Origin of the sequence: Micromonospora sp. NPDC047074, assembly GCF_040643815.1 — a bacterium.
Classification (GTDB): Bacteria; Actinomycetota; Actinomycetes; order Mycobacteriales; family Micromonosporaceae; genus Micromonospora.
In genome coordinates, this window is sequence record NZ_JBEYVB010000008.1 from 92,670 (window position 1) to 108,116 (window position 15,447).

The 15,447-nt window shown below is 73.0% G+C and carries 13 protein-coding genes; 6 read left to right on the forward strand and 7 right to left on the reverse strand.

Translation table 11 applies throughout. The features are described from left to right. The first annotated feature begins 68 nt into the window (after positions 1 to 68). Positions 69 to 1,712 carry a gamma-glutamyltransferase family protein gene (locus ABZ809_RS14390; protein ID WP_357562921.1) on the forward strand — a complete coding sequence of 548 codons (1,644 nt, stop codon included), beginning with the start codon at positions 69 to 71 and terminating at the stop codon, positions 1,710 to 1,712. 33 nt (positions 1,713 to 1,745) lie between these two features. Here ABZ809_RS14390 and ABZ809_RS14395 read toward each other — a convergent pair whose 3' ends face one another. Then, positions 1,746 to 2,702, reverse strand: coding sequence for a helix-turn-helix domain-containing protein (locus ABZ809_RS14395; protein WP_357562922.1), 957 nt, complete (start codon positions 2,700 to 2,702; stop codon positions 1,746 to 1,748). Between the two features lie 42 nt (positions 2,703 to 2,744). Between ABZ809_RS14395 and ABZ809_RS14400 the strand changes: the two genes are divergently transcribed. The 4 genes from ABZ809_RS14400 to folE all read left to right on the forward strand — a co-directional run bounded on the left by ABZ809_RS14400 (position 2,745) and on the right by folE (position 6,920). Next, the gene (locus ABZ809_RS14400) at positions 2,745 to 2,990 is read left to right on the forward strand and encodes a hypothetical protein (protein WP_357563050.1); all 246 of its coding nucleotides are present in this window, start codon (positions 2,745 to 2,747) and stop codon (positions 2,988 to 2,990) included. 101 nt (positions 2,991 to 3,091) lie between these two features. Then, positions 3,092 to 3,667 carry a hypoxanthine phosphoribosyltransferase gene (gene hpt / locus ABZ809_RS14405; protein ID WP_151455493.1) on the forward strand — a complete coding sequence of 192 codons (576 nt, stop codon included), beginning with the start codon at positions 3,092 to 3,094 and terminating at the stop codon, positions 3,665 to 3,667. Between the two features lie 524 nt (positions 3,668 to 4,191). Then, a complete protein-coding gene (ftsH, locus tag ABZ809_RS14410) occupies positions 4,192 to 6,216 on the forward strand; it encodes an ATP-dependent zinc metalloprotease FtsH (protein WP_357562923.1) in 2,025 nt (674 codons plus the stop codon). A gap of 38 nt (positions 6,217 to 6,254) precedes the next feature. Continuing rightward, positions 6,255 to 6,920, forward strand: a complete 666-nt coding sequence (folE, locus tag ABZ809_RS14415) for a GTP cyclohydrolase I FolE (RefSeq protein WP_357563036.1) — start codon at positions 6,255 to 6,257, stop codon at positions 6,918 to 6,920. A gap of 160 nt (positions 6,921 to 7,080) precedes the next feature. On the opposite strand, the gene ABZ809_RS14420 is transcribed toward folE, so the two are convergent. Then, entirely contained in the window at positions 7,081 to 7,845 is a 765-nt protein-coding gene (locus tag ABZ809_RS14420; RefSeq protein WP_357562924.1) for a hypothetical protein, read from the reverse strand. Continuing rightward, on the reverse strand, positions 7,842 to 10,397 hold the full coding sequence (locus ABZ809_RS14425; RefSeq protein WP_357562925.1) for an FtsK/SpoIIIE domain-containing protein: 2,556 nt from the start codon (positions 10,395 to 10,397) through the stop codon (positions 7,842 to 7,844). The genes ABZ809_RS14420 and ABZ809_RS14425 overlap by 4 nt, the downstream gene beginning before the upstream one ends. A 195-nt stretch (positions 10,398 to 10,592) precedes the next feature. Here ABZ809_RS14425 and ABZ809_RS14430 point away from each other — a divergent pair, with 195 nt between their 5' ends. After that, positions 10,593 to 11,156, forward strand: coding sequence for a hypothetical protein (locus tag ABZ809_RS14430; RefSeq protein ID WP_357563037.1), 564 nt, complete (start codon positions 10,593 to 10,595; stop codon positions 11,154 to 11,156). A 4-nt stretch (positions 11,157 to 11,160) separates the two neighbouring features. Here the strand turns inward: ABZ809_RS14430 and ABZ809_RS14435 are convergent, their stop codons facing one another. The 4 genes from ABZ809_RS14435 to ABZ809_RS14450 are packed head-to-tail and all read right to left on the reverse strand — an operon-like array spanning position 11,161 to position 15,446. After that, positions 11,161 to 11,763, reverse strand: coding sequence for a hypothetical protein (locus ABZ809_RS14435; RefSeq protein ID WP_357562926.1), 603 nt, complete (start codon positions 11,761 to 11,763; stop codon positions 11,161 to 11,163). A gap of 13 nt (positions 11,764 to 11,776) precedes the next feature. Then, a complete protein-coding gene (locus ABZ809_RS14440) occupies positions 11,777 to 12,946 on the reverse strand; it encodes a M23 family metallopeptidase (protein WP_357562927.1) in 1,170 nt (389 codons plus the stop codon). Beyond that, on the reverse strand, positions 12,943 to 13,500 hold the full coding sequence (locus ABZ809_RS14445) for a hypothetical protein (protein WP_357562928.1): 558 nt from the start codon (positions 13,498 to 13,500) through the stop codon (positions 12,943 to 12,945). Before ABZ809_RS14445 ends, ABZ809_RS14440 begins: the two co-directional genes overlap by 4 nt. Beyond that, on the reverse strand, positions 13,497 to 15,446 hold the full coding sequence (locus ABZ809_RS14450; protein WP_357562929.1) for an MFS transporter: 1,950 nt from the start codon (positions 15,444 to 15,446) through the stop codon (positions 13,497 to 13,499). The genes ABZ809_RS14445 and ABZ809_RS14450 overlap by 4 nt, the downstream gene beginning before the upstream one ends. Position 15,447 lies beyond the last annotated feature (1 nt).

Genomic DNA, 15,447 nt, shown 5'->3' on the forward strand with positions numbered 1-15,447 from the left:
TCGGGCCCGTCGGCCCGGGGCCCGGTTCCGGGGCCGCGGAATTCGCCGGGAGACGGTAGACATTCCGCATGGCGTACCCCCGACAGCCGCTCTTCGCGCCGCACGGCGCGGTGGCGACGAGCCAGCCGCTGGCCGCGGCGGCCGGCCTGGCGGTGCTGCGACGCGGCGGCAACGCCGTCGACGCGGCGCTGGCCACCGCGATCGCCCTGACTGTGGTGCAGCCCCCGTCCAACGACATCGGGGGCGACCTGTTCGCGATCGTCTGGGACGGCGAGCGGCTGCACGGCCTCAACGCCTCCGGCCGGTCCCCGGCGGCCCTGACCCGCGAGCTGGTGCTCGCCGCGACCGCGGGGCAGGGCACGGCCCCGGTCGACGCGCTGGGCGGCACGCAGCGGGTGGGGCCGGCGATGCCCGCCCGGGGCTGGTTGCCGGTGACCGTGCCCGGCGCCCCGGCCGGCTGGCGCGACCTGCACGACCGGTTCGGCTCGTTGCCCTTCGCCGACCTCTTCGCCGACGCGATCGGTTACGCCGAGCGCGGTCATCCGGTCTCGCCGGGCGTGGCGGCGATCTGGTCCCGCGCGCTCGCCGCGCACGTCGACCAGACCGGCCCGGAGTTCGCGGAGTTCGGCCGGGTGTTCGCGCCGGGCGGCCGGGCGCCCCGGGCCGGGCAGTGGTGGCGCAACCCCGACGCGGCCCGGACCCTGCGGCTGATCGCCGACAGCGGGGCGGACGAGTTCTACCGGGGCCGGATCGCGGAGGCGCTGGCGGCGCACGCGGCCCGCACCGGCGGCCTGCTCACCGGCGACGACCTGGCCCGGCACACCTCGACCTGGGTGACGCCGGTGTCCGTCGGCTACCGGGGGCACGAGGTCTGGGAGCTGCCGCCGAACGGGCAGGGTCTGGCCGCGCTGCTCGCGCTGCACATCCTCGACGGGGTGGACCTCGCCGGGCAGCCGCTCGCCGAGCGGTTGCACCGGCAGATCGAGGCGATGAAGCTCGGTTTCGCCGACGCGCACGCCCACGTCGCCGACCCGGAGCGGGTGCCGGTGCCGACGACGGCGCTGCTCTCGCCGGACTACGCGGCGGCCCGCCGGGCGCTGATCACCGAGCGGGCCGGGGAGCCGACGGCCGGCGACCCGGAGCGCGGCGGCACGGTCTATCTCTGCACCGCCGACGCAGGCGGCATGATGGTGAGCCTGATCCAGTCGACCTACCTGGCCTTCGGCTCGCGCGTGGTGTTGCCCGGGCACGGCTTCGCCCTGCAGAACCGGGGGCTCGGGTTCCGCCTCGACCCCGCGCATCCGAACGCGGTGGGGCCGGCGAAGCGGCCCTACCACACGATCATCCCCGGCTTCCTCACCCGGGACGGGCGGCCAGTCGGCCCGTTCGGGGTGATGGGCGGGCACATGCAGCCGCAGGGGCACGTGCAGGTGCTCTCGGCGACGCTGGACGGCGGGCTCGACCCGCAGGCTGCGCTGGACGCGCCGCGCTGGTACTGGCACGCCGGGCGGTCGGTGCTGGTCGAGCCGGAGCTGGTCGCCACCGACGAGGGCCGGGCGGCGGTGGCCGAGCTGCGGGCGCGGGGTCACGAAATCGCCGTCGCGGAGGAGCCGGCGGTCTTCGGGCACGGTCAGGCGATCTGGCGGTTGCCGGAGGGCGGTTACGTCGTCGGTTCGGAGCCGCGGGTGGGGGGCGGCATGGGCGGCTGGTGACCGGGCCGGCCCGCCTTGTCCATCGCGGCGGGCTCAGGCTCCCACGCGGTCGCGGAAGGCGGCCCGGTAGCGGTGCGGGGTGGCGCCGACCCGGCGGGCGAAGTGGTGCCGTAGCGCCGCCGAGTCGCCGAAACCGGCCCGGTCGGCGACGGCCTCGACGGTGAGCCCGGTCTCCTCCAGCAGCCGCCGGGCCAGCAGCACCCGCTGGTTGGTCAGCCAGTCGTGCGGCGTGGTGCCGGTCTCGGCGCGGAACCGCCGGGCGAACGTACGCGGAGCCATCCCCGCCCGGGCGGCCAGCTCGTCGACGGTCACCGGCCGGTCGAGGTGCCCCATCAGCCACTCCAGCACCGGCTCCAGGGTCGGCGCCTCCGGGGTCTTGGGGATGGGCGCCTCGATGTACTGGGACTGCCCGCCGTCGCGGTGCGGGGGCACCACCATCCGGCGGGCGAGCCGGGTGGCCGTCGCCGAGCCGTGCTCCTGGCGGACCAGGTGCAGGCAGGCGTCGATGCCAGCCGCCGTGCCGGCGCTGGTGATCAGTCGGCCGTCCTGCACGTACAGCGAGTTGCACCGCACCCGGGCGGTCGGGTGGCGGCGTTCCAGTTCGTCGACGTACCGCCAGTGGGTGGTGCACTCGCGGCCGTCGAGCAGACCGGCCGCGCCCAGCACGAACGCCCCGGAGCAGAGGCTGAGCACGTACGCCCCGCGGTCGGCGGCCCGGCGCAGCGCGGTGAGCACCGTGGCCGGGACGGTGCTGTGGTGGTGGGCCGGGACGGCGACCAGGTCGGCCTCCTCGACCGGGCCGAGGTCGGCGTTCGGAATCAGGTGGAAGCCCGACGAGGTGCGGACCGGGCCCCCGTCCGGGCTGCACAGGCTGAAGTCGTAGCCGGGAAACCCGTCGGCGGTGCGGTCGGTGCCGAAGACCTCGGTGACGACCCCGAGTTCGAACGTGGCGACCGGATCCAGGGCGAGGACGGCGACCGATCTGAGCATGTGACGAGGGTAACCAAGCCGGTGGCAGAAAATCGAGTAGGCATGGCATATCTGCCACTGTCCGGCGCTCGCCGGCTGGCGGAGACTGGTTCCAGTCCGGTGCGCACCGGCGGCGAAAACGACAGCAATCATGCGAAAGCGAGCGCCGCCATGGGAATCCTGTTCTTTCTTCTGCTCCTCGTCCTGCTGGCCGCGGCCTCGGCCGCCGGTCTCACCGTCGACAGCCGGGACTCGGCCGACTGGAAGCCCTCCGACGACGGTCGGCGCTGGCGGTCGCGGTTCTGCTGAGGTGATTGGTCGTCCCCGCGAAGTTTCGTCGTCGGCGGGACCGCGCCCAAAGGGGCGGCCCCGCCGACGGAAGCCAACCGGCGTACGGCAGGCTAGGAGCCATGGCTGACGGCTCCTGGTACGACGCCGACATCGACCACGTGATCATCTCCGAGGCGCAGATCCGCGAGAAGACCGCGGAACTCGCCAAGCAGGTCTCGGCGGACTACGCCGACGTCGATGACGGGCTCCTGCTGGTCTGCGTCCTCAAGGGCGCGGTGATGTTCATGGCCGACTTCGCCCGGGCGCTGGGCCGCAGCGGGCCGCCCGCCGAGCTGGACTTCATGGCCATCTCCTCCTACGGCCAGGGCACCACCTCCTCCGGGGTGGTCCGCATCCTCAAGGACCTCGACCGGGACATCGCCGGCCGGCACGTGGTCGTGGTCGAGGACATCGTCGACTCGGGTCTGACCCTCTCCTGGCTGTTGCGCTACCTGGAGTCCCGTTCGGCCGCGAGCGTCGAGGTCGTCGCGCTGTTCCGCAAGCCCGACGCGGTCAAGGTGCCGGTTCCGGTGAAGTACGTGGGCTTCGACATCCCCACCGAGTTCGTCGTCGGCTACGGCCTCGACTTCGGCGAGCGCTACCGGGAGCTGCCCTACGTCGGCGTGCTCAAGCCCGAGGTCTACGCCCGCACCTGAGTCACCGCCGCCGCGCCCGACCCGTCCCGCGCCGCGGCCCGAGTCCCGCTCGCATCGGCGTCCGTCGAGCGGACGTTCAGCGGGCTCTCAGTCAATCGGTCTACGGTGTAGGTCGGTGGCGTGGAGGCACCCTCCACGCTCGGCCCCCTCGAACCGCGGGACCGGCGGTCGGGAGACCGGGCGCGGAGCTTCCGTCACGTCGGCTGGACCCGGTCCGCCCGACGCGTAGGTACTGGGCTCGCAGGCGCGCTCCGCGCGCGCACAGTGTTTCGCTGTGCGCGACTGCGGGGCTCGCAGGCTCGCTCCTCGCGCACACGATGTTCCCTTTGTGCGCGACTGCGGGGCTCGCAAGCTCACTCCTCGCGTGCACGGTGTACCGTCGAATGACCGCGGCGCGGCAGTTTCGTGCCTCGGGGTCGAGCCGGCCCGCACGGCGGCTCCGGCCGCCGCCACACGCGGCGACATCATCAGACGGTCAGGACGTCGATCAGGAGGATGCGGGCGCCCCGGCGCTCGACAACAGCATGGAACGTACGCGTTTCTTCCGCCGACCGGTGGTCTGGATCATCCTGGTCATCCTCGGCGCCGTTGTGCTCAGTCAACTGTTCACCGCTGGTCCCAGCTACCACCGGGTGGACACGTCCGTTGCGCTCGACCAGCTCAACACCGGCAAGATCAAAAAGGTCGTCTTCCAGGACAAGGAACAGACGATCCAGCTCGACCTGGAGCAGAAGGCCAAGTTCGGCGACACGAACACCGACCGGATCGAGGCGCAGTTCCCCTACGAGGTCGGCGACGAGGTCTGGAACGAGGTCCTCGAGGCCAAGGCCAACAACCGGGTCACCGGCCCGGCCGACGCCAAGGTGTCGTCCGACAGCATCTGGGTGAGCCTGCTGGTCAACCTGCTCCCGATCGTCCTGCTGGTGCTCCTGCTGCTCTTCTTCATGTCGCAGATGCAGGGCGGCGGCTCCCGCGTGCTCAACTTCGGCAAGTCCAAGGCGAAGATGATCACCAAGGACACGCCGAAGACCACGTTCGCGGACGTGGCCGGCGCCGAGGAGGCCGTCGAGGAGCTGCACGAGATCAAGGACTTCCTGCAGAACCCGGCCAAGTACCAGGCCCTGGGCGCCAAGATCCCGAAGGGCGTGCTGCTCTTCGGCCCGCCCGGCACCGGTAAGACGCTGCTGGCCCGCGCGGTCGCCGGCGAGGCCGGCGTGCCGTTCTACTCGATCTCCGGCTCGGACTTCGTGGAGATGTTCGTCGGTGTCGGCGCCAGCCGGGTCCGCGACCTCTTCGAGCAGGCCAAGGCGAACGCCCCGGCGATCGTCTTCGTCGACGAGATCGACGCCGTCGGTCGCCACCGCGGCGCCGGCATGGGCGGTGGCCACGACGAGCGCGAGCAGACGCTCAACCAGCTGCTCGTCGAGATGGACGGCTTCGACACCAAGGGCGGGGTCATCCTGATCGCCGCCACCAACCGGCCCGACATCCTCGACCCGGCGCTGCTGCGCCCGGGCCGCTTCGACCGGCAGATCCCGGTCGACGCCCCCGACATGGAGGGCCGCAAGGCGATCCTGCGGGTGCACGCCAAGGGCAAGCCGTTCACCCCCGACGTCGACCTCGACTCGGTGGCGCGGCGCACCCCGGGCTTCAGCGGCGCCGACCTGGCCAACGTCATCAACGAGGCCGCGCTGCTCACGGCCCGCAAGGACCAGCGGGCGATCACCAACGACTCCCTGGAGGAGTCGATCGACCGGGTGATCGCCGGCCCGCAGCGCCGGACCCGGGTGATGAGCGACCAGGAGAAGAAGATCACCGCGTACCACGAGGGTGGGCACGCGCTGGTCGCCTGGGCGCTGCCGCACGCCGCGCCGGTGCACAAGGTGACGATCCTGTCCCGCGGCCGGTCGCTCGGCCACACCCTGGTGCTCCCCACGGAGGACAAGTACACCCAGACCCGCGCCGAGATGGTCGACACCCTGGCGTACGCGCTGGGTGGCCGCGCCGCCGAGGAGCTGGTCTTCCACGAGCCGACGACCGGCGCCGGCAACGACATCGAGAAGGCCACCCAACTGGCCCGCGCGATGATCACGCAGTACGGCATGAGCTCCAAGCTCGGCGCCATCAAGTACGGCACCAGCGGCGACGAGCCGTTCCTCGGCCGCAACATGGGCCACGAGCGGGACTACTCCGACGCCGTCGCCGCCGAGATCGACGGCGAGATGCGGGCGCTGATCGAGCTGGCCCACGACGAGGCCTGGGAGATCCTGGTGGAATACCGGGACGTCCTGGACAACATCGTGCTGGAGCTGATGGAGAAGGAGACCCTCTCCACCGCCGACATGGCCCGGATCTGCGCCCGGGTGGCCAAGCGGCCGCCGATGGCGCCGTACAACGGCTTCGGCAAGCGCCAGCCCTCCACCGAGCCGCCGGTGCTCACGCCGGCCGAGAAGGACGCGCTGAAGGTGCAGGCCCAGGCCGACGGCGCCCAGGCGACGGTGGGTGGCGGCAGCCCCAACAGCTCCAACAACTCGGACGGTACGCACTGAGCACCGACCCGACGGCCAGTTCCCGGGAGCACCGGGAACTGGCCGTCTCCGCGACCGAGCCGGACGGCGACGACACCCTCGACTACGTCGCCGCGCGACTGATCAGCGGCAAGCTGACCGGTCGGCCCGTCGAGGAGACCATGGACCTCGGACGGATCGAGAAGGCCGTCCGCGAGATCCTGATCGCCGTCGGGGAGGACCCGGACCGCGACGGGCTCCAGCAGACCCCGGCCCGGGTGGCCCGCGCGTACGCCGAACTCTTCGCCGGGCTCCGCGTCGACCCGGCCCAGGTGCTCAGCACCACGTTCGAGGCCAACCACGAGGAGTTGGTGCTCGTCCGGGACATCGACGTGATGAGCCTGTGCGAGCACCACCTGCTGCCGTTCCGGGGCAGCGCCCACATCGGCTACATCCCGGGGCCGGACGGCCGGATCACCGGCCTGTCCAAGCTGGCCCGGCTGGTCGAGGTCTTCGCCCGCCGGCCGCAGGTCCAGGAGCGGCTCACCTCACAGATCGCCGACCTGCTGATGGAGCGGCTCGAACCGCGCGGCGTGGTGGTGGTGCTCGAATGCGAGCACATGTGCATGGCGATGCGCGGCATCCAGAAGTCGGGTGCCAAGACCATCACCTCGGCCGTGCGGGGCACCCTCCAGCGCGACGCCAAGTCCCGCGCCGAGGCGATGTCGCTGATCATCCCCCGCTGACCGGGGGCGCCACCGTGCTGGGTCCTGCCGACCGCAGGCCGGCCGGCGCGTCGGTGGCCGGCCAACGGTGCTCGCGCCGGGTGCCCCCGACAGGTGCGCCCGCCCGCCGGCACCTGGTCAGCAGGGCCTCGTGGTCAGCCCGGTCAGCAGCACCTCGTGGTCAGCCGGCCAGCATCGCGAGCAGCAGGCCCGCGCTGACCAACACCGCCGGGACCAGGCACACCAGCGCGCCGAGCCGGGCCGTGCGATCCAGCCGGCCGCCCTCCGGCGGTGGAAAGAGCCGCCCCACGCCGATCCAGCCCGCCACGAACGCCACCGCCGGCATCGGCAGCCCGCAGACCAGCGCGGCCACGCTCGCCGCCCCGGCCCCCGTCGCCACGAACAGCGCCACCTGGAGCGCCGGCACCAGGAGCGCCAGCGGCCCGTACACCAGCAGGTTGCGCGGGCGCGGCGGCCAGCCGGCCAGGCGCGGCAGCCCACGCGCGGCCAGGGCGGCATCCGCGGCGTCCGCCCGACCCCGGGCGGCGCGGAGCGCGGCCAGCACCGCCGCCGGCCCACCCGCCATCGACCGGGTCGCCTCGGTCAACTCCGGCGGCGTCGGGAGCAGCGAGATCGGCGGTACGCCCCGCTCGCGCAGCCGAGCCTCCTGTGAGGCCAACCGGGCGCGTACGGTGGTCAACTCCTCGCGGGCGGCCTCCACCGACCGGGCCTGCTCACCCGCGGCGGTGGCCGCGTCCCGGCGTACCCCGTCGAGCTGACGGGCGGCGGCGAGGTAGTCGGTCCACGCGGCGGACACGGGGTCGCCGCCCCCGACCGCCCCCGACGGCCCGTCGCCGTCGCTACGACCGGGCGCCGGGTCGGCGCCGGAACGCTGCCGCCCCGGCCCCGCATGGGCCGCACTGGTCCGTGCCCCGCCGCGAGTCATGCCGGCTCCCCCTCCTCGGCGAACGGAACCAGCACCGTGCCCTGCTCGCCCGGGCCGTCCCAGAGCACCGCCCGGCCGGGGCGGGGCCGCCACTGCACCGGCCGCCCGAAGACCGACGTGAGCTGGGCGCCCGGCAGGTCCACCACGGCCACGGCGGCAAGCTTGTCCACCTCGTCCCCGGGCTCCAGCAGCGCGGCGAACGACGGCACCGTCCGCCAGCGGCCGAGCAGGTGCCGGCCGGCGGGCGGCCCGTCCCGCAGCAGCGCGCGCAGGCGCTCCGGGGGCAGTTGCTCCGGCGTCGGCACGTCCAGGCCGAAGACCACCAGGTAGGCCGGCTCCGTGCCGTCCAGGGCGGTGAGCAGGCCGGCCAGGTCCACCGACTCCACCGGATGCCGCCCGGCCAGTTCGGCCGCCAACGCCCCGGCGAGCGGGCGGCAGTCCTCGTCCGGCGCGGCGATCACGAACCGGGCGGCTCCCGGCGGATGGTGGGCCGCGGTGCTGCGGGCGGCGGTGGCGAGCAACAGTGCCGCCTCCGGCCCCGGGCCGAGCACCGCCAGGTTGCGCCCCGGAGCGGGCCCGAGCGGCACCGCGACGGTGGTCCGGGGCACGTCGACCGCCCGGCCCAGCAGAGCGGCGGCACCGGGCGCCTGGCCGGCCAGCGCGGCCCGGTGCCGGGGATCGTTGCGCAGCAGCGGGCGGGCGTAACCGGCGAACACCACCGGCGGGGTGGCGCCCTCCGGGCGGGCCGACCAGAGCCGGTGCCGCAGTTCCTCCACCGTGTCGGGGTGGTCCTGCGGGTCCGGGAAACGGACCATCCGCTCGTGCCCCCGGATCGCTCCCCGGGGCCCACCGAGCCCGCCCGCGGTGTTCACCACCGCGCTGCCCACCGGCAGCCCGGCCGCGGAGTCGTTCGTCGGCTCCAGCACCGAGCCCCCGCCGGGCAACGCCACCCGCACCGGGAACTGCCCCAACACCGAATCCCGGTCGGTACGCGAGCCCAACCCCAGGTCACCCTCGCCGGCCAGCACCAGGTGCACCCCGTAGGCACGCCCCGTCCGGGCCAGCGCGTCCAGCCGGGCGGCGGCGTCGGCGGCCAGCCGGTCCCGTTCCGCGAAGAGCAGCGGGAGATTGTCGAGCACGCAGACGATCCGGGGCATGGCCCGGTGCTGCCGCAACTCGGCGAAACGCTGCCCGCCGGCCCGGGTGCCCGCCTCCTCCCGCCGCCGCACCTCCGTGGTCAGCCCGTCGAGCAGGCTCAGCACGTACTCCCGGTCGGCGGCCATCGCGGCGGCCCGGACCTGCGGGATCCACGACCGGTCCCGCTCGGTCTGGAGGAACTCCACGAAGGACTCGGCGTCGGCGAGGTCCACCAGGTAGAGGGCCAACTCGTCGGGGCCGTACCGGGCGGTCAGGCCGAGTAGCGCGGTGCTGAGGAAGGTGGACCGGCCCGCCCCCGAACGGCCGCTGACCAGCCAGTGCGGCGTCAGCTCGGCGAAGCCGAGCGACACCGGCCGGCCGCCGGCGTCGCCGATGGTCGTGACCAGCCCGTCCACCCCGCTCGCCGACCACAACTCCTCGTCGGCCGCCGGCAGCAGGTCGGTCAACGCCAGCCGCGAGCCGGCCTCCACCTGCGCGGCCAGCCGGCGGCAGACCGCGTCGACGAGTGCGGCGGGCGGGTCCGCCTCGACGAAGACAGGTGAGTTCAGCCCGGGCGGATCGGCGCCGGGCCCGGCGAACGACCCGCCGGGCGGGTCACCCAGCAGCGCGTACGCGTTCCGGATCGCCAGCGTCGTCGCCCGCGGCAGCGGCTCCCGGCTGCCGTGCGGGCTCGGCGGTGGCCAACCCGCGACGACGAGGTGCAGCCCGGCGGCCCGGCCCGGCTCGGCCAGGGCCTCGATCCGGGCCAGGTCGGTGGGCCCGGTCGACTCGGGCAGCGCGGCGATCACCAGCAGCAGCGTCCGGTCGTGCCGGCGACGCCCGCTCGTCCCCGGCGCCACCCACTGCTCCGCCTCGGTGAGCACGGCCCGCAGACCCGCGACGTCCACCGCCGGAGGCGGCAGCAGACCCGCGTCCGCGAGCGGCGCGAACGGCGCGAGGACCGTGCCGGTCGCGTCCACCGCGCGGACCAGCAACGCCCCGGCCGGGGTCGCCGCCAACACCCGCAGCAGTACGGCCCGGAGCAGCCCCGCCACCCGGGGATCCCGGGCGTCGACGTCCACCGCGAGGTGACCCGTGCCGAGCAGCGGCACCAGGGCGGGGAACCGCGCGTCGTCCAGCGGTGCGGCCGTGCCGACCCGGACGAAGGCCGGTGGGCCCTCACCGGCCGGCGCGGTCGGCGCCATCGTCTCCAGGGGAGCGCCCGCCCAGCCCGGAGCCAGCACCGCCCCCGCGGACCGGAGGCGGTCGGCCAGCTCGTACTGGCGGCGCTGGTCGGCGGGAGCGGGACGGGTGTCGTCGAGGACGCCGGCGGCGGCGGTCGCGATGGCGGCAGCCCGCCGGTGCAGTGCGGCGGCGCGGTTCGTGCGTGCCTTCGGACCGGCCACCGCGTCCACCCCCTCTGCCCGAGGTTGGCAACCCCTCCCCGCGCAGAGACGGTAACCCAGCCGGGGCGACTCGTCCGGGATGCGCGACGGCGCTGCGCCGGTGTTGTCGTGGAACTCACCGATGGGGAGGGGTCCGTCACGATCCGCTGGATCTGGGGCATTGGGTCTCCCGCCCCCAGCCGCTAGCCTCAGGGGGTGGAATCAGTGCAGCCCCCCGCCGGTTCCCAGGTCTCCCGCGTACCGGCGCAACGGCCCCCGTCCGACCACCTGGCGCCGCCCTCGACAGCCCCGGCGCCGGAGCGGCCCCGGCGGCGGCTGCGCACTGTGGTCACCGTGGTCGCGAGCGTCGTCGTGGCGCTCTGCCTCGGCGGGGTGGCCGCCGGATACGTTCTCTACAACCGAGCCGCCACACCCGACCGGAGCGCTCCCGACGTAGTGGTGGACAACTATCTCCGCGCTTTCCTCGTGGACCGCAACGACACCCGAGCAGACCTATTTACCTGCGAGGGGGCCGGCGATCGGGCCGCAGTCTCCAGCCTGCGCAGTGAGATCGAGCAGCGGGAGGCGAACTTTGGTGTTGTTGTCAGGGTCAGCTGGGGGCCGCTCACACGAAAGGAGAACCGTGAGGGCGAATCTGTCACTACAACGCTCACCATCTCAGGCTCGGCCAATGGCCAGCCTCGGAGCAGCCGGCGTGAGGACTGGGTATTCGACGTCGCGGAAAGTGATGAAGGATGGCGAGTCTGCGGTGGCCGCAAGATCGGTTGAAACCTCACTCGATCCAAAGCAGGTGAACCGGCACCTCCAGTGTGGTCGGTGACTGGCCCCGCCAGGCCCAGCGGTACCACTCCACCTCCGGTGTCACCCGGACGCAGATGTCGCCCTCCGCGCCCGAATAGGTCTCGGTGACCGCCCGCAGGTCCCGATGTTCGACGGAATCGACCACGTGCACCACCCGACGGCCCGTCACAGCGTCCGCCTCGAATACCGGGGTCGGCGTGCGGTGCGCAGGAGCATCCAGGGAGACCAGGCGGACGCCTGTGTCCCCGCCTGTCGAGGCATCCGACCGCTGGGCCCTCACGGTCTCCACCCAGACCCGTTCGACCGGGACCAGCGGCGCGAACACCTCCACCTGATCGGACTCCGCCCGGTACCACTCGTGCTCGGGGATGACCGGCACGTAGGTCCGGCTGCCCTGGACCACCCGTTCGTCTGCGCGTAGGTCACCGCGCCAGCCGAGCCCGGGCAGGCCGACCAGCACCCGCCGCCCGCGCAGCTCGACCCGACCGGTGGCCGGCACGATCTCGATGGGCTGGGGTGGCCGGGGCGCCCAGTCCGGTTGGCCGGCGAACGGGTCGGGGAACGGCTCGTTCATGATGCTGGGCGTCTCATCCCGCACTCTTGAGCGGTGCGCCCCGCGACCGCATGAACGGCGCTGGGTCGACAGCGCCCCGGCTGGACCGGTCTCCGTCTTCGTGCACCTCGAAGTGCAGGTGCGGGCCAGATGAGTTGCCGCTGCTGCCCACCTCGCCGATGACCTGGCCGGCCTCGACGAGTTGGCCGACAGCGACGCGGGGCTTGCTCACCATGTGGCAGTAGCGGGTGACGAACTTACCGGCGTGCAGGACATCGACGAACCAGCCGCAGCCGCCCTTGTTCGGCCAGCCGTCCACGTCGCAGGTGAGCCGGCCCCGGTTGTCGGGATCGCAGCGGGATACGAGAACGCGGCCGGTGGCGGCGACCCGGATCAGAGTCCCCTTCGGGGCGGCGATGTCGACCCCGTTGTGCCCGGGCCGGCTCGCCGTGCGGAAGCCCGAGCCGACGCCGCCCGGAATGGGAGCCGTCCACCCCGAGGCGGCGATCTCCCCGCCAGCGGCGCGATCGCACGCCTGCTTCCCATTCACCAGTGCGATCCGGGCCGCCCCGCCGGCCATCGCGTTGACGATCTTGGAGGCAAGTTCCTCGTGCTTGGCGTACGCGTCCGGGAAGGCGCTGATCTGCACGGCCTGTGCGGCCCGGGTCAGCGACATCCGCTGCCAGTCGGGCACCTTCACCAGCTTCTCGTAGAACTTCCGGGCTGCGTACTCGGGCGTCATCCGCTGAGCGACGCTGCCCCAACCCGCCCGTTGCTGGAAGAGACCAACAGAGTCGTGGTCGGCGCCAACGCCCTCGTTGGGCAGGTCCTCCGACTCGCCTACGGTCCGGTTCGCCAGGTTGCGCAGCCGGGACTCCTGCATGGCGGTCGCCACGGCGATGACCCATCCGCGCGGTGCCACCTTCATATCCTGCCCGACCTTGATGATCCGGGCCGCGTTGCGGAGCTGCGTCTCGCCGTACTCGGACATCCGGGGCATGCTCCCCCGGACGTCGACCTGCTGGTTCTCCCTGCATTCCATGCTCGCCGCCGTCATCGGATCGCTGGCGTCGCCGCCCAGCTCCGTAAGGAAGAAGGCGCCGGCGCCGCCCGTGCAGCAGAGTAGGGCGAACGTCGCGGTCAACGCGGCGGCCAGGGCGCCGAGTCGAAGCTGTCGACGGCGCGGTCGAATCTCGTCGCTCATTTCTGCTCCCAGTCCACCGCGTCCACCAGCCACCGTCCGTCGGGCGCCACCAGTTCGAGACGGAGCTGTCCCGAATCGAGCGGGACCGACACCTCGACGAAGTTCTCGGCCCGGGCCCGGAGTGTGACCTCGCCGGTCATCTGTCCGGTTGGCACCCCTGACGGGTCGGCACCGGCCATCTTCTCGGTCAGGGCAGGGGTCGACAGCGGACGCAGCCCTTTGTGCCACTGGTCTGCCGTGACGCCGGGCTTGCCGAGCCAGGCGGCGGCGAAGCGCTCGGCGGTCTTCTCCGGTGTGAGGTTTCCGGGCCGGGTGACGGGTGACGGGGGAGCGCCCGTCGAGAGGGCCCCGTCGTCACCGGCGGTCGGGGCGACCGTGGTGATCGGCTGACTCGGGCGGTTGCTGAGCCCGGCCGTCGGGTCGCCGGGCCCCGAGACCAGCCGCGCCGCCCCGATGATCCCGAACACCACGACGGCGATGCCGAGCGCGATGCCGAGCCGGGACCGGAGCACCCGGGTGACCAGGAATTCGACCGCCCGACGCACCCCACTCACCGCGCCTCTGAGCGAATCCGCGGAGTGGAACGCTCCGGCTCACGCTCCGCCGACCCGGGACGGTAGATGACGAACGACGGGTTCTCGTCCGGTACGTCGGGTTCCGTCCAACTGGCCGGTTGCCGCCGGCGGGGTCGAGGCGCCACCGGACGGGCCGCGGCGCGCTCCTCGGTGGCCGGTGGTTCCGTCTCGGTGACGGGCTCGCGGCCGTCGGGCCGCTGCCGCTCCTCGCCGGCGCGGGTGGCGGCGTGCGCCGGATCCTCCAGCCGGGCCTCTGGCCGGATGGTGGTCTGCTCGGCCACGACGGCACGACGCCGGCCCTTCGTCGGCTCGGCCGTGCCGCCGGGCTCCGCCACGTCGAGCCGTGCGGCAGCGCGCATGTCGCGGAAGAACCGCCGGTGCCAGGATCCGGCCGAGCTGACCGCCTCGCTGTTGTCCTTCCCGCCGAGCTGGGTGATCCGTCGGTAGGGGCGGAGCAGCAGCCAGCCGACCACACCGCAGAGCCAGACCAGCACCACCTGGAGCCAGCCGGGCAGGGTCGGCGTGCTCATGATGAGATCGACCGCGAAGAGGTAGATGGCGGCGCCGGTGCCGAAGATGGCGATGTTGAACACGGCGGCCACCACCGCGTTCGCCAGCCGCCGTAGCCCGGCGCTGGCCGGGCGCATCAGACCCACCGTGCCCAGGATCGGCGCGGCGATCACCGCCCAACGGAAGATCAGGAAGCCCAACAGCACCAGCAGCGAGGCGGTCAGGTCGAACATCGCGAAGAGCCCAGCGGCCAGCACCGCGATGAAGCCAGCGCCCACCCGGTCCATGTCCCGGACGCCCTGGAGGTACTCGTACGCCTCCGGGTCCTCCGTTTCGATCTGCTGCGCAACTCTCGCCCACTGTTGCTGCTTCGCCTTGATGGTGGCTTCCCGCGTAGCCGGGTTCGACCGGAGCTTCGCCGCCTCCTCCCAAGAGAGCGACTTGGCGTCGTAGAGGGCCGGGCCGTACTTCTTCGCGGTCTCGGTGTCCGCCGAGCCGAGCACCCCGCGCAGCCAGTTGCGGTAGAGCATGGCCTCGGCCGCGGTGTCACTTGCCCGGACTGCAGGCGGACGGTTGTCCTTGCATGCTTCTGGGTTTGGGTCATCGCACTGGCTCGGAGGGGTGTCCTTCGTGGCTGGACCGACGGCGTCGTGCACCACGCCCAGGGTGGTGACGAGGGTGCCGTCGGCGATGTTGGCCGACTTGACCGGCCAGGCGGCCAGGGCGGTCACCGCGACCATCACCAGCAGGGCCCAACCCGCCGTGGTCATCGCGTTGCTCATGTCCGACTGGCGGGAGCGCCAAAGCAGATACAGACCGACCACGCAGAGCGTGACGATGCCGAAGACGCTGAAGACCTTCTGGTAGACGGCCTTGGTGGCCTGATCCACCAGCGGGTCCGCCCAACCCCACATCGAACGCGGATCCCAGGCGCGTTCCCGCAGCGCGTTCGAGGCGCCCACGATGGCCGTGGCCACCATGAACTCTCCGTTGGCCACGGTGTTGGTGAACTTGTAGTCGGGGTGCAGGACCGTCGTCGCGCAGCCGCTGTCGACGTCGTACGTCGAGTAGCTGTATCCGGCGTAGCCGTAGTCGCTGTAGAGACCCTTCGGGCCCGGCAGCTTGGCCGACTCCGGGCGGGAGGCGAACCAGCCGGCCAGCCCCGAGTCGGGCGCACCGGGGGTCGGTGCGTTCCGGCACTTTACTTCGGTGTCCGCGACTTCCTTGAGTTTGGCGACGCAGGCGCGGAAGTCTGCCTGCCACTCCTGCGTGGTGCAGAGGTCGGCTGCGGCCTGGGCCGTCAGTGGTGTCGGGGCGGCAGCGGCGGCGCCGACGGCCGGCCAGCCGATGGTGGCACCGGCGAGTACGCCGAGCGCGAGCAGGAACGCCGCCAACCGTGCCCGGGCCCGCGCCATG